Origin of the sequence: Sphingomonas chungangi, from assembly GCF_013778325.1 — a bacterium.
Lineage (GTDB): Bacteria > Pseudomonadota > Alphaproteobacteria > Sphingomonadales > Sphingomonadaceae > Solisphingomonas > Solisphingomonas chungangi.
This window is the reverse complement of sequence record NZ_JACEIB010000003.1, coordinates 344,404-366,580: the sequence shown is the minus strand read 5'-3', so window position 1 is coordinate 366,580 and position 22,177 is coordinate 344,404. Positions and strand designations below refer to the sequence as shown.

Below are 22,177 nucleotides of genomic sequence, written 5' to 3'. Positions count from 1 at the left end.
GATTTGATATGCCGAGCGGTCCTTTTTCCCACGTTTGCATGGTGGTTCGCGATCTCGACAAGGCTATCGAGGACTGGACCAAGATCCTGCGAGTGCTCGATCCCAAGAGCCTCGAGAAGCGCATCGTGAAATATGACGAATTCTCGTCCGGCGCCGATGCCGGGATGAAGTGGGCGACCTTCGTCAACGAGGAGTCGACCGAAATCCAGTTCATCCAGCCCGCCCCGGGCACGCCTCTGGGCGACCGGCTCGACAAGGTCGGCGAGCACGTCCATCATCTGTGCTACACGACGGACGACGTGCCCGGCGCGATGGAGAAGCTGAAGGCCGAAGGGCTGCATCTGCCCGGGGGCGGACAGACCTTCAACGACCCCGACATGACCTGGCAGAAATGGAGCTGGGTCGGCCCGAAGAGCACGCATGGTTGCCTGATCGAGGTCGCTTCGCCCTATGAAAGCCGCAACGATGGCCGCTGGCATCATGCGCCGGGCAAGTTCGCCTATGCGGGGCCGGGGGAGCATCCCGTCTTCGCCGAGATCGTGCCGCCGACCGCCGTCGCCGCCGAATAATATCGTCATGAGCGAGGCGGAGCGCGCAAGACGGTGAGCGCCGCCTTCGTCATCGGCGGAAGCGGAGGGCTCGGCAGCGCGATCTGCCGGGCGCTCGCCGCCGAATGGGACCATGTCGTCGTCGGCTATCGCAACGGGCAGGACGCGGCCAAGGAGACGGCCGCTGCGATCGACGGTGGTGTCGCGATGCGCTGCGACGTGACCGACGCCGACAGCGTCTCGTCCTCCATCGCGGACGCGGCGGCGCGCTTCGGCGGTATCGGCACCGTGATTTTCGCCGGCGGCGTTGCCATCGGCCAGCCCTTCGTGAGCCGGATCGACGAGGCCAGCTGGCGCGAAGTCATCGAGACCGAACTGATCGGCTTTACCAGGGTGGTCGCCGCCGCCCTGCCTGTCTTCCGCAGACAGCAGGGGGGCAACTTCGTCTCGGTCGTCTCGGTAGCCAATTACAGCTATCCGCCCGGCGATTCTCTCTCCTCGGTGCCCAAGGCGGGGATCGAGGCTTTGGGTCGCGCAATCGCCAAGGAAGAGGGGCGCTACGGCATCCGGGCGAATATGGTCGCGCCAGGCATCATCGATGCGGGACTGGGCGCCGCCTTCCTGCAGACGCTCTATTCACCCGAGATATGGGAAGCGCAGAAGCAGCGCATTGCGCTGCGCCGGTTCGGCAGCGGCGATGAGATCGCCGAGGCGGTTTCCTTCCTGGCCTCCGATCGCGCACTCTACATAACCGGGCAGACGCTGATCGTGGACGGCGGCTTCAGCCTCTGATCATGGCCGTCGTCCCCCTCGCCCGGCAGGTGAGGTGGCTGGCGAACCCGCGTCCCCTTGAGCTCGCGACCGCACGGCGTCGCGGACGAGGAGGCGAATGTGCTGATCGATCTCGATAAATTGTTCCGTCTCGACGGGCGCTCCGCTATCGTCACCGGCGCCGCGCAGGGCATGGGCGAGGCGATCGCCCGCTATCTGGCGGGCATGGGTGCCCGCGTCGCCGTGGCGGACATCAACGGCGAAGGTGCGCGTGCCGTCGCGGGCGCGATCGTGGCCGAGGGTGGCCAGGCGCGAAGCTGGACGATCGACATGGCGAGCGAAGCAGCGATCCTCGCGCTGGTCGAGGAGGTGCATGATGCGTTCGGCCGCATCGATATCCTGGTCAACAATGCGGGCGTGCAGAACCGTAACTATCTGGAGGATACGACCGGCGATTTCTGGGACAGCGTGCTCGACGTCAACCTGCGCGGCCCAGCTATCGCGATTCGCGAGGTCGTCAAAAGGATGCGTGCCGATAGGATCGACGGTCGGATCGTCAATATCGCATCGAACAGCGCCTTCCACGCGACCACGCCCAGCCTCTACGCCTACTCGACGTCCAAGGCCGGTGTCGCGGGCCTTACGCGCGCTGCGGCGATGGAGGTGGTGAAGGACGGCATCCGCGTCAACGCCATATGCCCCGGAAACACCGCGACGCCCGGCCAGATGACCTCGACCGGCCCGGGCTTCAGCCCGGAGACCATCGCCAGGTTCGCGCCGCCGATCGGTCGCCAGGGTCGTCCAGACGACATCGCCGCCGCCGTGCTGTTCGCCACTTCGGATGCTTCTGCCTACATGACGGGCCAGACGATCGTCGTCGATGGCGGATGGCTGACTTGTTGAGCGTTGCCGCGCTTCAGCCTCGTTCGACCAATGTTTCGCGAAGGGTTGCGCGTCTAGCCGCGTCGATTCCGGCAGCCTCGAAATATCCCTCGATCGAGCCCCAGCGCCCCGTCACGGCATCGAATGCGGCATCGAGGAAGTCCCTATCCACGCCGGTCATTGCCTCAATCGTGTCCTCGCTGGGCGTGAAACCAAATGTCTCTTCGAAAGCATGCGCGATGGCACCGCCGAGCCGGAGGTTTCGGGCAAAGACGTCCGAGCGAAGATAATCCTCGACGACCTGATCCTTCGGAACTCCCAGCAAGAGCAGAAGCAGCGCCACCAGAACGCCGGTCCGGTCCTTACCGGCCGTGCAGTGAATGAGCACCGGCGTCTCGCCGGCAAGAATCGCATCGGCGAATGGTCGCAGATGGGGCAACAACGCGCCGGGAATAGCGGCGTAGTTCGTCCGCATGGCCTTGCGTGCACCGGCAGGGCTTGGATCATCCTTGAGCGCAGCCCACCCCTCGTTGGTCTCGGCGCGAAGATCGTTGGTGATGTCCAGATTGAACAAACGGGCGGTGGTCCAGTCGTTCGGCGCCTTGTCCCGTTCGACTTCGGAACGCAGATCGCAGACCAGCCTGATGTCTAGCGCGACCAGTTCCCGCCGATGGTCATCGGACAGGCTGGCGGGCCCTTCGTTGCGGTAGAGCAGCAAGCGCCGTACGACGCCGCCGTCTCCTGCCGGAAGGCCCCCGAGATCGCGAAAATTGAGCTTCGACAAAGCCTGAGTCATTCCTGTCTCCGTGGGTTGGCAGGGCATGGATCGTCATGCCTTTGCGCCCCGGCAAGGCCTCAACCAAGAGCCAACAGCCTTGCCCTGTCTTCGGTCGGGTGGTCCATCGAGCTACCTCTCGAACGGCGATTCCGAGGACCTGGCAGGCGATCCAGTCTTTTGGCGCATCTGCGACATCGCCCGCAATTGCCACGATCGGCATTCTGCCGTTTGCTCCATGCGAACATAAGGCAGAAGAGACATGAGCATGACCGCGCGACGGCAACAGAAGATCGACATCACCGATCTGCACGATCCGGTGCTGACCGAGCTCCAGGCCGGTGCGCGCGCCGCCGCCGCGGCTCACCCGGTTTCCTTCGAGATCGAGACGATCTTCGCGGACGCCCGGGCGCAGACCGGCCTTTCGGATTTCGGCGAAATGGACTTCGTCGAGCGGCTCAAGGTCTGGCTGCAGGCGATTGACGAGGATACCAACGCGTCCGCCGTCACCCGCCACAACCTCTACACGATGACGGTTCGCTTCGCGGCGACGCGGCTGCGGCTGGAGGACCTGATCCGGCGGCATCCGGAGATCCTCGATATCGAGATCGATCGCCCGATCATCGTGGCCGGCCTACCGCGCTCGGGCACCACGCATCTGCTCGGTCTGCTCAGCGCCGACACGCGGCTGCGTTCTCTGCCCTGGTGGGAGGCGATCGCGCCGGTGCCCGCTCCCGGCGACGAACCGACGCCGAACGACGCCAATCCCCGCCGCACCCGCGCCGAGGAAGGCTGGAAAGGCATGGCGGCGGTGCTGCCGTACATGGCGATCATGCACGAATTCTCGGCGGACCACATCAGCGAGGACATCGAGCTCCAGGCGCTCGATTTCTCGTCCTACCTGATCGAATGGCTGGCCCATGTGCCGCGCTGGCGGGACTATTATCTGGCGGAGGATCAGACCGGCCCCTATGCCTATCTCAAGAAGGCTCTGCAGGCGCTGACCTTCCTGAACGGCCCGAACCGCTGGGTCATCAAGTGCCCACAGCATATGGAACAGTTGCCCGTCCTCTATAAAACATTCCCGGATGCGACCTTCGTCATCACCCATCGTGATCCCGTCGGCTCCGTTCAATCACAGCTTACCATGTACCATTATGCGGCGCGTATGCTGCGCGAGAAGATCGATCCCAAAGAGGCGCTGAACTACTGGCCCGACCGCTACCGCCGCCTGCTGGAGCGTTGCGTCCGTGACCATGACATTCTGCCCAAGGCGCAGACGCTCGACGTCTACTTCCACGAATGGATCCGCGACCCCGATCCGATCCTGCGGAAGATCTATGCGCTCGCCGATATTCCGCTGACCGACGCGGCGCTCGCTCAGCTTCACGCCTATCTGGCGGCGCACGAAGAGAAGCGGGACGCCAAGATCGCCTATAATCTGGAGCGCGATTTCGGCGTCACGGCGGAAGAGCTGCGAATCCCCTTCCAGTTCTATTTCGATCGCTTCCCGGTTCAGATCGAGGTCAAATAGCCCGCGTCAATGGCCGAACAGCGACGCGGTGATCGCCTGCACCGCCAGGATGCGATCGCGCCTGATGTCACTCTGACGCAAGGCCTCCTCGGGCGTGGGATCGAGCGGGTAAACATGGCAGGGCGCGCCCGCCCGCATACGTTCGAGCGCGGTGCGCGCCACTTCGTCGGCAGAGAGCATGCCGGGTATCTGCATATCGCCGAGCAACTCGCGGAGGGTGGGCGTGTCCATGATCGGCGCGGCGATCCCGATCACATCGACACCGCTCGCCCGCCACTCGCCCCACAACGACTCCGCAAGGTTGAGCACGAACGCCTTCACGCCCGAGTAGGTCGCGACACCCGGTTGCCCGCCGAGGCCGGCGCCCGATCCCATCAGAACCATCCCGCCCCGGCCTCTCGCCACCATCGGCGCGCCGAACAGCTGGCAGGCATCGACGACGGTCACGACATTGCGCGCGATCAGGTTGTGGATCGTCTCGGTCGATTGATCGAGGAAGTAACTCCCGCCCTTCTCCGCCCCGGCGTTCGAGATGTAGAGGCCGACTTCCTTGCCCTCGGCGGCCTGCGCCATGCGTTGAGCTGCGTCAGGCGCGTTGAGGTCGAGTGACAGCGTCTGCACCTCGACACCGTGGGCCTGTCGCAATTCCTGGGCGAGTCCCTCCAGCGGGCCCGGCCGACGGGCGACGAGGAGAAGGTTGATACCCGAAGCGGCGATGTCGCGGGCGAACGCCGCGCCGGTGCCGTCCGATCCTCCCGCGATGACCGCCCAAGGCCCATATTTGTCGCGATCCAGCACGGGGCTCGCCGCCATCATCCTTATCCTTTCGCCATTTTGCCTCTCATCGCGCGGGTGCCCGGCATCCGGCCCTACCGTCGGCTAGGAACGCGCCTCACCAGGGAGCGCGCGTGCGGCCAGAAGATAGTGGGCGATCGCCCAGAGCAGCACGATCCCGGCCAACAGCATCGCATGCTGGAGCCCGGCGGCCGAAGCCTGCAGGCATCCGGCCGAGATCGGCTGGGCGCCTTTGCCGATACAGGTCGCGCGATAATCGCCGTGATACGCGAGCCGCGCGAAGCGATCGCTGAGCGAACCGAGCAGCACGGAGCCGATGCCGAGGCCCGCCACGGTCTGCCCGAAGGCGTGAATCGCGGCGGCCGAAGCGCGCATCCGCGGCTCGACGAGCCGCTGCGTCACGGTCATGATTGCCGGGAGGAATGCGTAGAGCGCCGCGCTCGCCAGAAACATCAGCGCCATGAAGGCGCGCCAGTCCGACTGCAGCAGAGCGACCCAATAGAGCGGCAGCGCGATCGCCATCAGCAGGGCCGGCGTCCAGCCGAACCAGCGAATGTCCCGCCGCCCGAGCGCATCCGCGACGAGGCCGCCGAGCAGCGAGCCGATCGCAATGGCAAGGCTGGACGAGAAGGCGAATATCCCGCCCGCCTGTGGAAGGTCGAGCCCGTAGCGCCGCACGAGCAGCGGAATCATGAACAGATTGAGCCCGTAGCCGACCATTCCCACCAGGCCGCTGCCGACGGTGAGATGAACGAAGGCGCTGGATCGCGACACCCGCCGCAGCACGGCGCCGAAAGGCGGAGCTGCGGAATCTCCGGCATCGTGGCGCGGTGGTTCCGGAATCGTCGCAATGACGAGCAGAGCGAGCAGCAGCCCGGGCACACCCAGCGCCAGGAACGCCATCCGCCAGCCGTAGAGCTTGGCGATCAGGCCGCCCGCCGTCGCCGCGATCGCCGCGCCGGTCGGCACACCCAGGGCGATGATCGAGAACGCCGCCGCTCGACGCTCGGGAGGGAAACGATCCGACAGCATCGACACCAGCGCGGGCGTGAAACCGGCCTCTCCAATTCCCACACCCATGCGGCACACCAGCAACTGCACGAAGCTTCCGGCCATTCCCGAAAGGGCCGTCATTACCGACCAGATCGCTGTCACGGCGGAGATGATGCCGATGCGGCTCCGGCGCTCCGCCAGCCGCGCCAGCGGGATACCAAGCGCGGCGTAGAAGAGCGAGAAGCTGAGGCCGCCGAGCATGCCGAGCTGAAGGTCGCTCAGGTGCAGCTCGCGACGGATCGCTTCGCCGACCACGGAGATGGCGGTGCGATCGACGAAGTTGAACATGTAAACCAAGCCGAGGACCAGCAGGAACCACCAGCCACGCCCCGTCCGTGTCGCCCCCGGCCCCACCGCGTTACTCAACAGGATCCTCGACGGGTACGAGGTTGCGCATGAAGGCTCGGAAATCGTCGCCCAGTTCGGGCAAAGGCAGGCCGAGCCGTTCGGCAAGATAGAGGGTCATCAGATTGTTATCGAGCGACGTGTTGGTGGCCGGGATGTTGCCCAGCGCAACCTGCCGCTCGAACGCGCCGGCGGCCACCAGCGCCATGCGCAGGGCCGCTACGACATCGTAATAGTCCATGTGGCGGACCGTGCGACCCGATGCCTTTTCGTAAATCGCGATGCTCTCTTCGCGGGTCGGCAGGCCCTTCAGGCGCGTCACGCCGAAGCGGCGGCTGAACAGGTCGTCGAAATAAAGCCACCACGCGAGATCCAGCTCGGGCGGCCCCATCGCCGCGAGCTCCCAATCGATCAGCGCGGCAACGCTGCCGTCGGGCGTCCACATCGTGTTGGACGGCGTCGGATCGCCCCACAGCACGCAGACTTCGGCATCGGACGGGCGATTGGCCAGCACATAGGCCATGCCCGCATCGAGGATCGGCTTGTCGCGGCCGACTGCCGTCTTGCTGTGCCATTCGACGAGGTAGCCGAGATACTGGTCCAGCCCCGGCGCCCCCCATTGCGGCCGATCGAGAAACTGGAACCCCTCCCGCCAGTCGATCGCGTGCAGCTTGGCCAGCGCCTCGAACGCGGTCGTGAAGGCATGGCAGCGCTGATCGGGCGCATAGTCGAACAACCAGCCTTCGAGATTGTAGTTCGGTCGCTGGGTTGCGGCCTGGCCGTCGACCTTGCCCATCACCAGGAACGGCGCACCCAGCACCGACGGGTCCATCTCGATACCGACCCAGGCCGGCACCGGCACGTCGCCTCGCGCATCGAGCGCGGCCATCATGTTCGCCTGCAGCGTCAGGTCGCTGCCGAACACCACTTCGAACGTCTGCGGCTGGCGGCGGACGACCAGCGTGCGCTGTTGGTGACCGTCGGCATCTACATAGCTCACGTCGACGAAAAAGATCTCGGCGGAGAATCCCGATCCGAGCTGCACGTTCAACGGCGCCAGCCGCAGATCGCGCCAGTCGGGCCTGGCACTCTCGAGCCAGGTCGTCAGCCGATCGTGAATGTCGAGCGATCCGAGCATTTCCGCCATTCCGGGTTCCATTATATCCGATGACGGCGACCCAAGCCGCACATAACGGCTGAGCCACCTATCCAAGTGGAGGCCGTCAGGCGCGACGTACGAGACTGACGCTGCGATAGGCAAGCACGGGTTCGCCGCCGTCGCGCATCAAAAGATAGTCGTGGCCGACGATTCCGCGTCCGGCGTCCTTTTCGGACGGACGGAGCATCACGATCTCCGAGGAGAGCGACAGGCGATCGCCGGGAAGACCCGGCCGCAGGAACCGCACGTCCTCGAACGCGACACCGCAGATGTAGGCGATCTCTCCGTTCATCGCATGATCGAGCGCGCGGGCGATGGCGAGCAGGTGCATGCCGCTTGCGATCAGCATACCGAATGGCGAGGCTCGGGCCGCGATGGGATCGACGTGGAAATATTGCGGATCGAACTGCCTGCCGAAAGCGATGATCTGAGATTCATCGAGCTGCCATTCATCGGAGTGGCGACGCTCGCCCAGCTCCAGCATGTCGTAGGTCCGCATGGCGACGTCCATGCCGAAATCCGGTTGTCGGCGGAAGGACAAAGCGCCGCGCCGCCGACATAAGGCGCCTGCCTTCCGGCAGGCGGCGCGACGTGTGTATCCGACGATAAGCGGCGCGATCAAAGGGGAGGACTATGAGCGACGAGTTCGATGTCGTGATCGTGGGCGCCGGCCACAACGGCATGGCGGCCGCAGGCTATCTCAGCCGCGCGGGCAAGCGCGTCGTGGTGGTCGAGCGGCTTGGCAAGGTCGGCGGCATGACCAGTTCCGGCTATCTCATCCCCGAAGCACCGGAGCATCTCGTCACGCCCTGCGCGGTGGAGCTGCTGTTCGTGCGGGGCACAGGCCTGATCGAGGATCTGGAGCTTCCCAAATATGGCCTGCGCACCATCGATCCCGATCCCAGCTATGCCTATCTTCACCCCGACGGCAGCTCGATCGCCATATTCCGCGACGCCAGACGGACCGCCGAGGACATGGCGCGGCTCAACCGAAACGACGGCAAGGCCTATCTGAAGTTCGTGGAGTTGCTCGACGCGCTGATGGACATCGGCTTCCCGATGATGAAGGCCGAGCCCGGTCGCCCCGACCGAGCCAACCTTGGCAAGATGATCGGCGCGCTCGTCCGCAACCGCAAGCTGCGCGAGGAGCTCACCATCCTGGCGAACGGCACGTCCGATCAGATCGCCTGCGAATGGTTCGAGCATCCGGCGTCGATCGCGTTGCTGACGGGCATCGCCGCCGGCGCCGGGCCGATCGACGAGGACGGCAACTCGGCCGCCTACATGATCCTCTCCGTGCTCCATCGTCTCGGCACCGGCAAGCCGGTCGGCAGCCTCCAGACCTTCGCCGATGCCATGAAGAACAGCATCGAAGCGTCCGGCGCGACGATCATGCTCAATACGCCGGTAGCCGAAATCATCATCGATGACGGTGCGGCGCGCGGCATCAGGCTGGAAGACGGCCGGGTTTTGCGCGCGCCCGCCGTGATCGCCACCTGCGACCCGCAGACGATGATCGAGCTCACGACTCCGGGCCAGGTCGAGCGGCGACTGGTACAGCGGATCGAGCATGCTCCCGTCAGTCGCTGGGGCGGCGCGCCGCTGCTCGCCAACATCGCCATGTCGGGCCAGCTGACACTGAAGAAGCATCAGGACCTGCGCCACGACGACGCCGATCTCAACAAGGCGGTCGGCTTGATCGGGACGCCCGAGGAGGTGCGCGAGGCCTTCGCTGCAACGCGGCGCGGCGACATTCCCGTTCGTCATGCCGTTTCGGTCACGCCGATGTCCAACATCGATCCGAGCCAGGCACCGTCCGGCGGATCGGTCGCCTACGTCTATCTGCCCTCGATGGTGGTCGATGCGCGCGAGGGCTGGTCGCCCGCGCTGAAGGACGAGACGATGGCCAGCATCATCGACCACATGTCCGAATTCTACGACGGCTTACAGACCGAGATCGGCCGATGGGTGGAGACGCCGCGCGAGCGGGAGATTCGGCTGAACGCGACCAACGGCTGCGTGACGCACATCGATTTCGGCTCGATGCGATCGGGGACCAAGCGCCCGGCAGTTGGCTTCGGCGGTCCCAAGCCCGCCATCCCCGGGCTGTTCATCGGCGGTGCCGGAGCCCATCCTGGCGGCGGCATCTCGGGCATTCCCGGCAAGGTTGCAGCCACGCGCGCCCAGCGCCTCCTCAAGAAAATCAAGCGCTAGTCGCACGAAACGGGCGGCATCGGAGATTCTCTCCCATGTCTCCTGCTCTCGCCGACCCAAGCCCCGATCGGGCGAAGCGAAGCCTCGCCGATCAGGACTCGCACACGTCCAGCACCGTCCGCTTGACCAGCGAGCGGACGTAGCTGGTGATCGGTGCGGCAACGCCGGCATCGCTGGCCAGGCGCTCGGCAAGCGTGAGATCCTTCTCGCCGATACCCGCCTGCACCGCCATGAGCCCGCGACTCTTCTCGTCCCCGGGGTTGCGCGCGAACGCCATGAAGCCGGCCATCGGCGGGCTCATCACGCCGTTGCGGTTCATCACCGTCAGCAGTTTCTCGATCGGCACGCCGGCGGCAGTCGCCAGTTTCTGGCATTCGAGGCCGAGCATGATCTCGCACCACGAAACAAGATTGTTGGAGATCTTCAGGGCCATCGCCGACCCGAGCGGACCGACATACATGGTGTTGGTCGAATAGGCATCGAGCACCGGCTGGACCCGCGCCATCTCCGCTTCGTCGCCGCCGATCATGCAGAAGACGAAGGGGCCATCCTGGGTCATCTCGGTCCGGGTGACCGACGCTTCGAGCAACTTGATGCCACTCGCTTCGGCCTTCGCGGCTACCGATTTTGACGTGGCCGGGCTGATCGTGCTGTGGACTAGGATCGTCGATCCCGGCTTCATGGTCGGCAAGAGCTGATCGACGCAGTCGTTCACCTGTGCGTCGTCCTGGACGCAGATGCCGACAACGTCGCTCACTCGGCCGAGATTGCCGATCGAGCCCGCCAGCTCGGCCCGCCCCTCGAACGTGCGCATCGCGGCGTCCGACACGTCATAGACGGTGAGCGGCGTCGCAAGCTTCGCCAGCTCGCGGGCCTGCGCCCCGCCCATGCTGCCCAGGCCGATGAAGCCGATCCTGTTAATCTCGTTCGACATGCGTGTACTCCGTCAACGGGGGTCTGCCGGCCGGGGGCCGGCATGGACCGGGGCTACCGATCCTGATTACGAGCGGCGATCCGCTTTTTTCACCACTGCAGCTCGAGCTCGGGAACATGCTGGATGTTGCCGACGAAATAGGAGACATCGAACCCGTCCTTGATGCGGAATTCGGGCAGCGACTTCATGAACTCCTCGACCGCGATCTGCAGTTCCAGGCGCGCAAGATGCATGCCGAGGCATTTGTGGATGCCACCGCCCAGCGAGATGTGTGGCGCCTTGCGATCGAAACGGATTTCCTGAGGATTTTCGTAATAGGTCGGATCGTAGCCCGTTACGGGCGTGGCGACCGAAATATACTCTCCCGGCATGACCTTCTGCCCGCAGATCTCTATCTCCTTCGCAGCGATCCGGAAGGCGGTGACCGGTGCGAACGCGCGCAGGAACTCCTCGACCGCGAGGACGATCTTGCCAGGATTCTCGCGCAGTTCCGCCTGGCGCTCGGGATAGCGGGCAAGGAAACAGAAGATGTTGCCGAGCAGCGACGTGACCGTGTCCAGCCCGCCGAGATACAGATTGAAGCAGTGGCCGAAGACCTCGTCCTCGTTCCATTTGCGGCCGTCCACCTCGAAATCGAAGATGCGGGTGATGTAATCGTCACGAGGATTCTTGCGGCGATCCTCGATCTCTTCGAGAAGATAGTTCTTCACCTGCCGAACGGCGTTGCCGCGCACCTCCCAATCGTTGGTGTGCAGCATCTCCTTTTCCCAGACGAGGAATTGCTCCATCCGCTCCTGCGGCAGGCCGAGCAGATCGAGCACGATGTTGATCGGATACTTCTCCGAAAACTCGTCCACGAAGTCGCACGACCCGCGATCCTTGAACTTGGCTATCAGCGTCTGCGCGCGCTCGCGAACCTGATCGCGCAGGGCGGACATCTTCTGGGGCGCGAAGCTCGGGTTCAGCGCCTTGCGATAATCGGTGTGGATGGGCGGATCGGCTTCGGTCGGAATGACGAGCCAGTTCTCGTTGATGTTCTGGGCCCATTTGCCCATCCCGTTCTTGGTGAAGTTGTCGGGATCGCGCAGCATCTCCATCGTATCTTCATAGCTCTTGACGAGCCAGCCCGGCTGATCGCCCGGAAAGATATTGGTGACGTAGCAGATCGGCGGCAGCGTCGCGTGCATTTCGGGGATCAGCGTCTCCTGCGGGCACTCCGAAACGCGCTTGCGGGCATAGAGCGGCAAAGCGACGGCGAGTTCCGGCGGGACGTGCGACGGCAAAGTCGAAGCGGGTGCGGTAGCCATGATACAACTCCTCGGTTTGCCCGCACATCGCATGCGCGGACTGGCTCGCCCCCTAACCAACGACAGGGCCGGCAGCACTTCAGCCAACCGTCGCCACAGGGAGCTGGTTGAAATCGCGCCGCATCCGGGCGGCATTGCCCGTATCCCGAGATTCGCGGCAGGCGACGAGAGGCCATCGTCGTTCGTCAGGCGGCGCCGAGCTTGTCGGCACCGCCGGTCTTCACACGGTCGCCCATATGCGCCCGCGCGCGCTCTTCCTCGGCAAGCGCGGCAGCGGTGGGATGCTGGACAGCATCCTTGGTGATCCTGTCGGTGACGCGATCCCAGTGGGTGAGGACGGCCCCGCCCTCCGTCAGCAGGCCGGAGTTGAACAGCGTGGCAGGCGCGCCGCGCCACGCATCGACCGCATCGGGGCCGCTGACCCGGTAGATGCCGATGTAGCGATGATCGGGCCGCGAAGGGATCATCTGCCCTTCCGGTCGGTACATCAGGAAGGCGCCCGACTTCACGCCCGGCCGACGCATCGCCTGCGACAGATATTCTGCGCCATACCATTCGCGGAACTCGGCCTCGCGGCCGTCGACGGGGCGGAGCTGCTCAAGGATCACGCCTTCCGCATGTGCCACCGCCGGATCGCGATCGACGAAATTCAGCGGGTAGTAATGATAGTCATACAGCACGCTGTCATCTATCGCCTCGGTGACCTTCATGCGGCTGGTCAGCGCATTTTCCCAGTGCTCGCTGCTGAAGCGCTGGGGATCGAAGACGTCGTAAAGGGCCAGATATTGCCAATCGAAATCGGGCGGCGGCGCGGGCTGGCTGGCGCTCCATCGAAAACGCTGCGCGGTGACCGACCCGCGAAACCGCAAGGCGTCGCGGATATGGATATTAGTGTACCAGTCGTCCATGTCGCTCTCGAGGCCGGGAACGGCCTTGGTCAGCACGACCAACACGGCTTCGATCATATGCCCTCTCCGATCATTATTGTCTGATTGGCCGTCCGATCATCCCGCAGGAGGCCCGACGAATTCCAAGGGCGAGCCCATCGTCGCTCGATAGGAGACCGGCTGCTTCCCGTCCCTGTCCCGGATGCCGTAGCGTTCGCCGAGTTCGGCACCGATCACCGCCTTTCCCGACATCGCGGCAAGATCGGGATCGCGCGCCAGGGCGTCGATGACGAGCGCCGAAAATTCGGGCGTTTCCCAGAGCGGCAGCATCGCGCGGAGCTGTTCGGGGATCATCTCGGTCGGCATCGCCTTGATCGCATCGGTGAGGATGAATCCCGGCCAGAAGGACACTGCCGAAACTCCATGCGGCGCGAGATCGACGGCCATGTCGGCGGTCATCTTGTCGGTGCCGGCCTTGGCGGCGCCATAGGCCGGCCCGTGGAAATAGGAAACGGCGCCATAGAAGGAGATGCTTGCGATCAGCCCGCGCCTCGCCCCGACCATCAGCGGGGCCGCATGATAGGCCGCAACATAGTTGGAGCGAAGCCCGACATCGAGCATATCGACCAGCTTGAGCGGTTTCTCCCAGAAAGGGCCTGGCGCAACGAGGTCCTGACCGTAAACGGCAGCAGCGTTGTTGACGAGGATATCGAGCCGCCCGCCGGTCTCGGCGGCCAGTCGATCGAAAGCGGCCTTCGCCTGCGCATCGTCGCGATGATCGCATGCCAACGCCATGCCACGGCCGCCGCATTCGGCGATTTCGGTGACGACACTCGCCAGCGCACCCTCGTCGCGCCCGGTGACGAAGATGGTTGCTCCGGTCGACGCGAAGCCCCGTGCGATACCACGCCCGAGGCCGCGCGTCGCACCGGTGACCATCACCACCCTGTCCGCCATCCGATCGACTCCTTTCGCGCTCTCTTTGATCCCGATCTTGCGGGGTCCGTGCTGCGACAACCCTATCCGAAGGTAAGCAAAAGGCCTTCGAGGGGATGCGCGGGGAGATTCGCCATCGCATGCCGCGGCTGATAGGTTCTCGGATAGAACCGCACAGCGGGCACGGAGAGGAACTGGAGCGACGATGACGTCGGGATTTACCGCCAAACCGACCTTGGGGCACGCCGCCGCTGATAGTGAATTGACCATGTGTCGCCCGAGGACGGTGTCGCATTTCGAGATCGAACATGCGCTGCTGGCCAATGGCATTCATGCCGATATCCGCAGGTTCGGCTGGGATCGCAGCTGCAAGGGGCGTTTCAACGCCGAATCCTACTATATCGACTACTCGCTGACACCCCGCGCGCAAGGTTCGCGACTGCTCCACGATGGGCACCGGGCGATGCCGCCGCCGGGCGAGATCGTCTTCCTTCCGCGCGGCAGCGCATTCGAAGCGGAGTGCAATCCGTGCGAGCAGCACCTTCTTTGCCTCACCTTCGACAATGACCGGGCGAACGACCTGTTCGAGAGCGATGCGGCCGTCAGCGATCTTGCACCCTGTTTCGACGTGCGCGCGCCGCGCGTGCGCCAGATACTCGCCAGACTGGTCGAAGAAGTACGGGCGCCGGGCTTCGGGGCCGACGTGTTGATCGAGTCCGCCTCGTTGATGCTCGTCGTCGAACTCTGTCGCCACCTGCAGGAGCGGCAATCGGCCGATCACGCCTGGCGCGGGCGGATCGCCGACTGGCGCCTGCACCGCTTGAAGGACCGGATCGAGGCCGGGCTGGGCGAGCCGATGTCGGTGGCGGACCTGGCCGCCGAATGCGGGATGAGCGCGCGCCACCTGATCCGCACGTTCAAGAACACCGTGGGCATGACGCTGACGGAATATATCGCCGCCGCCCGCATCCGCCGCGCCCAGGAGGAACTGGCGAAAGAGGATGCGCTGATCAAGATCGTCGCGTTCAATTGCGGCTATCAGAGCGCTGCCGCCTTCTCGGCATCCTTCCGCAAGGCGACCGGCTTGTCGCCGAAGCAATATCGCCAGGAGCGGTTCCGCTACGCCACCTGATCGCTTTGTGGCGATCTGGCGACAGAAGGGCGGGGCCTCGGGCACCACCACGATGTACCTCCCCCTCCCCGCCGCTCTAGGAATCGGGCCGGACGGCAGGGAATGGGGTGTTAATGAGCGACTATTACCAACGGCTGCTGGCCGATCCGACCTCGTTTCACGATGCCTGCTACGATGATGGCTTCCGGCTCAGCATCGAGCAGATCGAGCGCCTGCATCTGGAAGGCGCGCGCAAGCGGTTCGCCGAACTCCGGCCGGGCCTTTCGGTTCTCGACAAGCTGGCGCGCGAACAGGGCATCGACGCGATCGGCACGATCGACGATATCGCACCCCTTCTGTTTCCGCACACGGTCTACAAATCCTATCCGATCAGCTATCTGGAGCGCGCACGCTTCGACAAGCTGACCAAGTGGCTGGCCGGCCTCACCACCACCGACATCTCGAATGTCGATGCCAGCGGGATCGTCTCGATCGACGATTGGCTCGACCTGCTCGATGCCGAGACTCCGCTGACCGTCGCGCACACCTCAGGCACCACCGGCAAGCTGTCCTTCGTGCCGCGCACCAAGGTCCAGTGGCGCCAGACCATCGTCCACAGCGCGATCATCCTGCGCGACTGGTGGGGCCCCGGCACCGGGCCGGACATCCTGGCGGACAAGATGCCGATCATCATTCCCGGCTATCGCTACGGCGCGGCGGCACAGCAGCGCGGTAACGGTATCCAGATCGAACTGTATGCGGGCGGGCCGGACAATGCGCTGTTCATGTACCCGGACAGCCGCTTCAGCGCCGACGTCGCCTCATTGGCCGGGCGCCTGCGCGCGGCCGAGGCGCGGGGCGAAGCCGGTATCGGCGACATCCCGCCCGTTCTGCTCGAACGGCGCGACGCGCTGCTGGCGCTGGAGCAACGTCGGCCGGAGGATGTCCGTCACTTCTTCGCGGAAGCGCAGCGGCGCTTCGGCGGCAGGGATGTCTATGTCACCGCGATGTGGGCGATCCTGTTCGACTGGGCGGAGGAAGGCCTGAAGCGGGGGATCAAGGGCATTTTCGGGCCCGGCAGCGTGCTCCTCACCGGCGGCGGCAAGAAGGGCAAGGAGATGCCCGACGACTGGCGCGATCAGGTGCTCGAATTCCTCGGCTTCGACAATTTCTACGAAATGTACGCGACCAGCGAGATGATGGGCCTCTGCATGATGTGCAAGAATGGCAATTATCACGTCCCGCCAATCATCGTGCCCTTCCTGCTCGATCCCGAGACCGGCCGCCCCCTCCCGCGCAAGGACGGCACGACCGGACGCTTCGCCGGGCTGGACCTGATGCCGCAGACCTATTGGGCGGGGCTCATCACCGGCGACGAGGTGACGCTCTCGGGCTGGCAGACGCCCTGCGCCTGCGGGCGGACCGGGCCGCATGTCGTGCCGCCCGTTCGCCGCTACAGCGAGAAGGAAGGTGGCGATGATCGCATCGTCTGTGCAGGCGCACCGGAAGCGCACGACCGCGCGCTGGAATTCCTTGCCGAACTGTCGATGTGAGGCCTGCAGATGAGCACAGAATTCGACGTGCCGCTGATCATCCGCGGCGAGATCATCGAGAGCGACGGGATCGAATATGGCGGTCGTCGCGGCGGCGTCGCCTTCCGCACGCCAGACGTCGCGGCGCATATCGCCAAGCTGCCGTTGCGCACGCCTTCGATGATGGCCGATCTCTATGCGCTCCGCTTCGAGGATATCCTCGATTTCCTGGTGGCGCTCGGCGATCGTCTCGATGTCGCGCAGAACCGGCACATCCAGCAGGCGTTCGCGCTCTCCTGCCGGACATCCGGATTGTCGGAAAGCATTCTGCGCCACCATTATGCCCATATCGGCGCCATGTTCGATCGCACCGAGATGCGCGCGATGATGGAGCGATCCTGCGGCGTCGATTATCTCGAAGGCTGGGTCGATCAGGGGCCGAGCCGGTTTCCGGGCCTGCAGGCGCGAACCCGCGCGTTCGGATCGCGCTGCGTCCACGTCATCGCGGGTAATGCGCCGATCGTCAGCATCCTGACGGTGATCCGCAACGCACTCACCCGATCCGATGCGATCATCAAGACGCCGTCCAACGATCCGCTCACCGCCGCGGCTATCGTGCGGACGATGGCCGAGATGGCACCGGACCATCCGGTTACCAAGCACATCACCGTCGCCTATTGGAAGGGCGGCGACGAGCGGATCGAGCAGGCGCTCTACGATCCTCGCGGCGTCGAGAAGATCGTCGCCTGGGGCGGCTTCGATTCGGTGAAGCACATCACCCGCTACCTCCAGCCCGGCATCGATCTGATCACGCAGGACCCCAAACTGAGCGGCACGATCATCGGCAAGGAAGCGTTCGCCGACGACGCGACCTTGGCGTCCGTCGCCCGCCGGCTGGCGCTCGATATCGGCGCGCAGAACCAGGAAGGCTGCGTTTCGGCGCGGGTCATCTATGTGGAATCGGGGACGGACGAAGAGGGACTGGAGCGTGCCAATCGCCTCGGCCAGCTCACCTTCACGGCGTTGCAGGCATTGCCCGAGCACCTGAGCACGCCGCACAAGGCCTTCGATCAGGCGCTCAAGTCCGAGATCGACGCGATCCGCCTGCAGGACGAAGATTTCCGCGTGTTCGGCGGCCGCGGCAACGAAGGGGCGGTGATCGTCAGCCAGGAGGATTATCCGGTCGATTTCTCGCGGACGCTCGCCTGCCGGGTCGGCAACATCGTGCCCATCGATTCGGTGGAAACGGCGGTCCGCTCGGTCAACGCCTACACGCAGACGGTCGGCATCTATCCCGAAGCCTTGAAGACCGCGCTGCGCGACAGGCTCGCTTTCCAGGGTGCGCAGCGCATCGTCTCGCTCGGCGGAGCGGCGACGATGCAGCACAATATGGAGCGACAGGATGCGATCGAGCCGGTGCGCCGCATGTGCAAGTGGGTCACCGAGGAAGAGGCCGATGGGCGCCAGCTCGAGACGCTGGCCGGCTGAAGGTCAGCCGCGCGGCACAACCGTCGTTCCGGCGGTCAGCGCGTCCCGGATGAACGGGAATTTCAGGAAATCGTGGGGAAAGCCGAGATCGATGCGGCTGGCCTCGTCGAGAGCCGCGAGATGCTCTCCGTCGAGCCGGAGATCCAGCGCACCGATATTGTCCACGAACTGGCGCAGCGTGCGGGCGCCGACCAGCGGTGCCACCACTGCCGGATTTGCCAGCGTCCATGCCAGCGCCACCTGGGCCGAGCTTGCCCCGATCGCATCCGCAACGTCCTTCACCGCGTCGGCGATCGCCACGGTGGCCGGGTTGACCCTGCCGATCGCGGTCATCATCTGGGCACGCCCGCCCTCGGGATCGTCTGGCTGCAAGGCGCCGGTCGCATATTTGCCGGAGAGCAGCCCGTTGCCGAGCGGCGACCACGGCATGACGCCGATACCGAGAGCCCGGGCGGCCGGAATCAGATCGCGTTCGCCCGTTCGCTGGAGCAGACTATATTCGACCTGGAGCGCGGCGAACTGGGTCCAGCCACGCAACTCCGCCATCACCTGCAGCCACGCGATCCGCCACGCGGGCGTGTCCGAGATGCCTATGTAGAGGATCTTGCCCTGCCGCACGAGATCGTCGAACCCGCGCAGGATCTCGTCGGCCGGCACCATATCGTCCCAGACATGGAGGAAGAGCAAATCGATCCGATCCGTCCGCAGACGCCGCAGGCTGTCCTCCACGGCGCGGACCATACTCCTTCGGCTGTTGCCGCCCGCATTGGGATCGCCGGGTTCGACCGCGAGCGAATATTTGGTCGAGAGCACGACCCCATCGCGTTTCCCGGCAGCGAACTTGCCGGTCAGCTCTTCCGATCGGCCCTTGGCGTAATATCCGGCGGTATCGACGAAGTTTCCGCCCCGATCGACATAGGCGTCGAAGATGCGACGGGATTCCACCTCTTCCGCGCCCCAGGTCTCTCCGAAGGTCATCGTGCCGAGCGCGAGCGGCGACACACGCAGGCCCGAACGGCCGAGCAGGCGATAATGATCGAGTGGCATGGTTACCCTTCAGCTCCAGCTTCCGCGACGACCCAATGCATCATGCGATGGACCGGCCATCCGCCATCGTGCGGCAGACCGCCAAAACGCCCGGCATGGATCCCGCCGAGCGCGGTGATCCGCTGAACCCCGGCGCTGGCAAGACCGTCCCTCAGCTCCGCAATCCGTGCCGGTGGATAGATCCCGACCGACTGGGTCGCGACCGTGACATGCGCGATCGCATCGGCCAGCACTGGGACTTCCACGACGTTGACCAGCTTGCCGCCGGGATTGAAAGCGACGGGCTCGCTCGAACGGACGACCATGCCGCTGCCATCGGGCGATCCGAACACGCGATAGATGGGCTCCAGCATTCCCAGCATGTCAAGCTCTTCGAGCACGGGCGCGGGCGGTGTCGGCCCGTCCGGGCCGGCGCCGTAGCGGCTTTCGCGGCCCATCGCATCGACCAGCTTCCGGCAATAGGCATCGACGTCCTCGGTGCTGCCCTCGACGAACTGGAAGCGCGCGCAACTGCACGCATCCTGGTTGAACGCCACCACGTCGGCCGCGCCGGCTGCGGCAACCCTGCCCAGCGCTTCGTCGGATGCGAACGCCTCGCGTCCGATCAGCGAGATCGAGACCTTGGGATCGAACGAGATCACCTCGAACCCTGGCGCCACATATTTCATCGCGTGACGGACCGCCGCGTCGCCGCCCCACACCACCAGCTTGTCGTAATATTGCGAGCGGAAGATATTGCCCTCGATCCGATCGTCGCCGCCGCGCCAATAGGCTGCAGAGAAAGAGCGCGTCACCGGATGGTTGGGGCCGACATCGGCCAGCGTGCGCAACAGTGCCGTCGCGGTGAACAGGTCGTTGGACGGCATCTTGAGCAAATGCACGCCCTTGCTGATCGCGCCCCGCACGATCGAGATCGGCGGCACGATCGGCGCGTTGCCTGCAAGGATGTGAACGATGCGCGGCGGGAACGCGCGGACATGAACGGTGCGCCCGCGCACGGCGCGCGCGCGCCAGCCGTCAACCGCGTCCAGCGAGCCGAGCGCCTCGGTGGCTTCCGCCTCGATCGCGTCGCGATCGAAGAAGCGGGCGATATCGCGGTAGCAATTCTCCAGAATGCGGGCGCCCAGCGTTCCGAAGCGCGCGTTGTGGGCGGCCGCCTCCTGAAGATGCGGGTTGCGATCGAAATCGAGCGCCTTGCCGACCTCGACCAGGAAATCCACGATCTCGGCGATGGGTGTGTCGAACGCCGGGCCGGGCGCGTTGCGCGGCCAGATCAGCGTGTCGAGATCGATTTGCGGCGTCATCACCACATCGCCAGTGGCGCGGCTGCGATGTTCCACCTGGGCTTCGATGATCGTCTCGCCCTTGATCACGTGGGGCACGAGGACGTTGCGGCTGTCGTCGAGAATGTCGTGAAGCATCTCGGGTCCTCGTGGTCAGGCGGCGATCGCGCCGCGGACGTAGGAGTCGATCGATCCGGCGCAGGTCAGCTTGTCCTCGCCCTCGGCGAGGTCCTGGTAGCGCGCGACCGAACGGACGATCGGCGTCTTCACGCCATCGAGGCCCGAGCCGAACTCGACCTGCACCTTGTCGCCTGAGATGATACCGCCCCACCGCGCATCGGCCAGGATATCGAAAAAGGCCATCCGTCCTTCGGCGATGCCTCTGCCGTCGGCCGGATTGAGCAGCTTCTCACCGGTTTTGTCGAGCACCAGCGGCACGATCCACGGCGGGATCGCATACACGCCGTGCGGCTGGATGAGCGCGCAGAAGCCGCTCATCTCCACCATCGCATAGCTGTTGGGCAGCCGATCCTCGGTGAGGCCGAAGAAGCGCATGATCTGATCGCGATAATCGTCGGGCAGCACCGCACCCTTGGTGCCGCCGCCGACGGACATGATCATCTCGGGATGGAAATCTCCATCCCTGATACCCCGCGCACGGAGCTTCTCCACCACCTGCCAGGCGACGCCCCACATCATGCCGACATAGAGCGGCCCGTGCCGGCGACTGATCAGCTTGTCGAGCCAGACCTCCATCGCCTCGGCACGGCGATGCCGCTTCGCCACCATCTGCTCTTCGTATGCGGCGATCTCTCCGGGGCCGACCTTGCCGGCCGCGAGCATCCGGCGCAGCTGCGCCGGGCGCATCGAGTCCATCGCGAGGATCGGCTCGTCACTCAGCCGGTGCAGTTCTCCCGGCGCCGCCCAGCGGCTGAAATGCGCCGTGCTCACCTCGGTCATCTTGTGCGTGCCGCGCGACGGCATCATCGTGAAAACAGAGCGATCGTGGTTCGGCCTATAGTTGGGCGTCGAAAGATCGAACGCGTTGAGGCAGGCCGGGATCGCGGCATCGCGGTCCTTCTGCGACTGATCGAGAAAGGACGATTTGCCCGAGGTGCCGCTCGAGGCGAACAGGTAATGGCCGGCCGCTCTGGCGCGGTCGAGCCAATCGTCCACGTCGCGCACGCCGTTCACGTCGATGTCGTCGGTCGGATAGGTGCACAACGTCCTGAGCCAGGCGTTCATGTGCTTCCATCGGCCGGTATCGATGAACGCCTCGGGATAGCTCTTGTAGTTGGTGTGGGCGAACAGCAGCGGCACGACATCGGCCAACGTGCGGATCTCGGTGACACCCGTCTCCTCGGCCCGCTTGTCGAGCGTGCGGATCTGCTGGCGTCGCTCCGCGAAACGCTCCCGAATGGCGGCCATCTGTAGCTCGGCCAGATCGTCCGGCGCGGTGCGGAACGGATCTGGCTTGGTGGCGTAGGCGATGAGTTGGTCTGCAGCGGTCACCGGGCGTTCCTGTCGTCGGTCGCGGCGACTGTAGGTCGGCGACCGAACGGCGGGGGCGTCGTTT

The 22,177-nt window shown here is 65.0% G+C and carries 20 protein-coding genes; 8 read left to right on the top strand and 12 right to left on the bottom strand.

The window, feature by feature from the left end:
- Positions 1-8: 8 nt before the first annotated feature.
- The 3 genes from HZF05_RS06035 to HZF05_RS06025 all read left to right on the top strand — a co-directional run bounded on the left by HZF05_RS06035 (position 9) and on the right by HZF05_RS06025 (position 2,222).
- Complete coding sequence (locus tag HZF05_RS06035; protein WP_246331629.1) at positions 9-569, top strand: VOC family protein; 561 nt, start codon at positions 9-11, stop codon at positions 567-569.
- Between the two features lie 33 nt (positions 570-602).
- On the top strand, positions 603-1,340 hold the full coding sequence (locus HZF05_RS06030; RefSeq protein ID WP_160363465.1) for an SDR family oxidoreductase: 738 nt from the start codon (positions 603-605) through the stop codon (positions 1,338-1,340).
- 99 nt (positions 1,341-1,439) lie between these two features.
- The gene (locus HZF05_RS06025; protein ID WP_160363464.1) at positions 1,440-2,222 is read left to right on the top strand and encodes a glucose 1-dehydrogenase; all 783 of its coding nucleotides are present in this window, start codon (positions 1,440-1,442) and stop codon (positions 2,220-2,222) included.
- A 13-nt stretch (positions 2,223-2,235) separates the two neighbouring features.
- Here HZF05_RS06025 and HZF05_RS06020 read toward each other — a convergent pair whose 3' ends face one another.
- Positions 2,236-2,985, bottom strand: coding sequence for a tyrosine-protein phosphatase (locus HZF05_RS06020; protein WP_246331627.1), 750 nt, complete (start codon positions 2,983-2,985; stop codon positions 2,236-2,238).
- Between the two features lie 253 nt (positions 2,986-3,238).
- Here HZF05_RS06020 and HZF05_RS06015 point away from each other — a divergent pair, with 253 nt between their 5' ends.
- Positions 3,239-4,510, top strand: coding sequence for a sulfotransferase family protein (locus tag HZF05_RS06015; protein WP_160363463.1), 1,272 nt, complete (start codon positions 3,239-3,241; stop codon positions 4,508-4,510).
- Between the two features lie 6 nt (positions 4,511-4,516).
- Here the strand turns inward: HZF05_RS06015 and HZF05_RS06010 are convergent, their stop codons facing one another.
- From HZF05_RS06010 to HZF05_RS05995, 4 genes are all read right to left on the bottom strand, one after another.
- On the bottom strand, positions 4,517-5,323 hold the full coding sequence (locus tag HZF05_RS06010; RefSeq protein WP_160363462.1) for an SDR family NAD(P)-dependent oxidoreductase: 807 nt from the start codon (positions 5,321-5,323) through the stop codon (positions 4,517-4,519).
- A 66-nt stretch (positions 5,324-5,389) separates the two neighbouring features.
- The gene (locus HZF05_RS06005) at positions 5,390-6,724 is read right to left on the bottom strand and encodes a spinster family MFS transporter (protein WP_246331625.1); all 1,335 of its coding nucleotides are present in this window, start codon (positions 6,722-6,724) and stop codon (positions 5,390-5,392) included.
- Entirely contained in the window at positions 6,717-7,850 is a 1,134-nt protein-coding gene (locus HZF05_RS06000; RefSeq protein WP_246331623.1) for a phosphotransferase family protein, read from the bottom strand. The genes HZF05_RS06005 and HZF05_RS06000 overlap by 8 nt, the downstream gene beginning before the upstream one ends.
- 76 nt (positions 7,851-7,926) lie before the next feature.
- The gene (locus tag HZF05_RS05995; RefSeq protein WP_246331621.1) at positions 7,927-8,373 is read right to left on the bottom strand and encodes a MaoC/PaaZ C-terminal domain-containing protein; all 447 of its coding nucleotides are present in this window, start codon (positions 8,371-8,373) and stop codon (positions 7,927-7,929) included.
- 122 nt (positions 8,374-8,495) lie between these two features.
- Between HZF05_RS05995 and HZF05_RS05990 the strand changes: the two genes are divergently transcribed.
- Entirely contained in the window at positions 8,496-10,076 is a 1,581-nt protein-coding gene (locus tag HZF05_RS05990; RefSeq protein WP_160363461.1) for a phytoene desaturase family protein, read from the top strand.
- A 91-nt stretch (positions 10,077-10,167) separates the two neighbouring features.
- Here the strand turns inward: HZF05_RS05990 and HZF05_RS05985 are convergent, their stop codons facing one another.
- The 4 genes from HZF05_RS05985 to HZF05_RS05970 all read right to left on the bottom strand — a co-directional run bounded on the left by HZF05_RS05985 (position 10,168) and on the right by HZF05_RS05970 (position 14,161).
- A complete protein-coding gene (locus HZF05_RS05985) occupies positions 10,168-11,010 on the bottom strand; it encodes an NAD(P)-dependent oxidoreductase (RefSeq protein ID WP_160363460.1) in 843 nt (280 codons plus the stop codon).
- Positions 11,011-11,099: 89 nt separating this feature from the next.
- Positions 11,100-12,317, bottom strand: coding sequence for a cytochrome P450 (locus tag HZF05_RS05980; protein ID WP_160363459.1), 1,218 nt, complete (start codon positions 12,315-12,317; stop codon positions 11,100-11,102).
- Between the two features lie 185 nt (positions 12,318-12,502).
- A complete protein-coding gene (locus HZF05_RS05975) occupies positions 12,503-13,282 on the bottom strand; it encodes a hypothetical protein (RefSeq protein WP_160363458.1) in 780 nt (259 codons plus the stop codon).
- 39 nt (positions 13,283-13,321) lie between these two features.
- Positions 13,322-14,161 carry an SDR family NAD(P)-dependent oxidoreductase gene (locus HZF05_RS05970; RefSeq protein WP_160363457.1) on the bottom strand — a complete coding sequence of 280 codons (840 nt, stop codon included), beginning with the start codon at positions 14,159-14,161 and terminating at the stop codon, positions 13,322-13,324.
- A gap of 247 nt (positions 14,162-14,408) precedes the next feature.
- Here HZF05_RS05970 and HZF05_RS05965 point away from each other — a divergent pair, with 247 nt between their 5' ends.
- From HZF05_RS05965 to HZF05_RS05955, 3 genes are all read left to right on the top strand, one after another.
- Positions 14,409-15,272, top strand: coding sequence for a helix-turn-helix domain-containing protein (locus HZF05_RS05965; RefSeq protein WP_246331619.1), 864 nt, complete (start codon positions 14,409-14,411; stop codon positions 15,270-15,272).
- Positions 15,273-15,385: 113 nt separating this feature from the next.
- Positions 15,386-16,804 carry a phenylacetate--CoA ligase family protein gene (locus HZF05_RS05960; RefSeq protein WP_160363455.1) on the top strand — a complete coding sequence of 473 codons (1,419 nt, stop codon included), beginning with the start codon at positions 15,386-15,388 and terminating at the stop codon, positions 16,802-16,804.
- Between the two features lie 9 nt (positions 16,805-16,813).
- Positions 16,814-18,271, top strand: a complete 1,458-nt coding sequence (locus HZF05_RS05955; protein ID WP_160363454.1) for an acyl-CoA reductase — start codon at positions 16,814-16,816, stop codon at positions 18,269-18,271.
- Positions 18,272-18,274: 3 nt separating this feature from the next.
- Here the strand turns inward: HZF05_RS05955 and HZF05_RS05950 are convergent, their stop codons facing one another.
- From HZF05_RS05950 to HZF05_RS05940, 3 genes are read right to left on the bottom strand one after another with little or no spacing between them, the layout of a single operon-like run.
- Positions 18,275-19,318, bottom strand: a complete 1,044-nt coding sequence (locus HZF05_RS05950; RefSeq protein ID WP_160363453.1) for an aldo/keto reductase — start codon at positions 19,316-19,318, stop codon at positions 18,275-18,277.
- A 2-nt stretch (positions 19,319-19,320) separates the two neighbouring features.
- Positions 19,321-20,739: an acyl-CoA reductase gene (locus HZF05_RS05945; protein WP_160363452.1), complete on the bottom strand. Its 1,419-nt coding sequence runs from the start codon at positions 20,737-20,739 to the stop codon at positions 19,321-19,323.
- 15 nt (positions 20,740-20,754) lie between these two features.
- Complete coding sequence (locus HZF05_RS05940) at positions 20,755-22,113, bottom strand: hypothetical protein (protein ID WP_160363451.1); 1,359 nt, start codon at positions 22,111-22,113, stop codon at positions 20,755-20,757.
- Positions 22,114-22,177: the final 64 nt, after the last annotated feature.

What these genes read in the sequence shown, in the direction of transcription:
- HZF05_RS06035 (WP_246331629.1), top strand. Translation starts at nt 9, where the DNA reads ATGCCGAGCGGTCCTTTTTCCCACGTTTGCATGGTGGTTCGCGATCTC.
- HZF05_RS05950 (WP_160363453.1), bottom strand. Translation starts at nt 19,318, where the DNA reads ATGCCACTCGATCATTATCGCCTGCTCGGCCGTTCGGGCCTGCGTGTG.
- HZF05_RS05970 (WP_160363457.1), bottom strand. Translation starts at nt 14,161, where the DNA reads ATGGCGGACAGGGTGGTGATGGTCACCGGTGCGACGCGCGGCCTCGGG.
- HZF05_RS05960 (WP_160363455.1), top strand. Translation starts at nt 15,386, where the DNA reads ATGAGCGACTATTACCAACGGCTGCTGGCCGATCCGACCTCGTTTCAC.
- HZF05_RS06000 (WP_246331623.1), bottom strand. Translation starts at nt 7,850, where the DNA reads ATGGCGGAAATGCTCGGATCGCTCGACATTCACGATCGGCTGACGACC.
- HZF05_RS05945 (WP_160363452.1), bottom strand. Translation starts at nt 20,739, where the DNA reads ATGCTTCACGACATTCTCGACGACAGCCGCAACGTCCTCGTGCCCCAC.
- HZF05_RS05955 (WP_160363454.1), top strand. Translation starts at nt 16,814, where the DNA reads ATGAGCACAGAATTCGACGTGCCGCTGATCATCCGCGGCGAGATCATC.
- HZF05_RS05985 (WP_160363460.1), bottom strand. Translation starts at nt 11,010, where the DNA reads ATGTCGAACGAGATTAACAGGATCGGCTTCATCGGCCTGGGCAGCATG.
- HZF05_RS05990 (WP_160363461.1), top strand. Translation starts at nt 8,496, where the DNA reads ATGAGCGACGAGTTCGATGTCGTGATCGTGGGCGCCGGCCACAACGGC.
- HZF05_RS06015 (WP_160363463.1), top strand. Translation starts at nt 3,239, where the DNA reads ATGAGCATGACCGCGCGACGGCAACAGAAGATCGACATCACCGATCTG.
- HZF05_RS05975 (WP_160363458.1), bottom strand. Translation starts at nt 13,282, where the DNA reads ATGATCGAAGCCGTGTTGGTCGTGCTGACCAAGGCCGTTCCCGGCCTC.
- HZF05_RS05965 (WP_246331619.1), top strand. Translation starts at nt 14,409, where the DNA reads ATGTGTCGCCCGAGGACGGTGTCGCATTTCGAGATCGAACATGCGCTG.
- HZF05_RS05980 (WP_160363459.1), bottom strand. Translation starts at nt 12,317, where the DNA reads ATGGCTACCGCACCCGCTTCGACTTTGCCGTCGCACGTCCCGCCGGAA.
- HZF05_RS05995 (WP_246331621.1), bottom strand. Translation starts at nt 8,373, where the DNA reads ATGGACGTCGCCATGCGGACCTACGACATGCTGGAGCTGGGCGAGCGT.
- HZF05_RS06010 (WP_160363462.1), bottom strand. Translation starts at nt 5,323, where the DNA reads ATGGCGGCGAGCCCCGTGCTGGATCGCGACAAATATGGGCCTTGGGCG.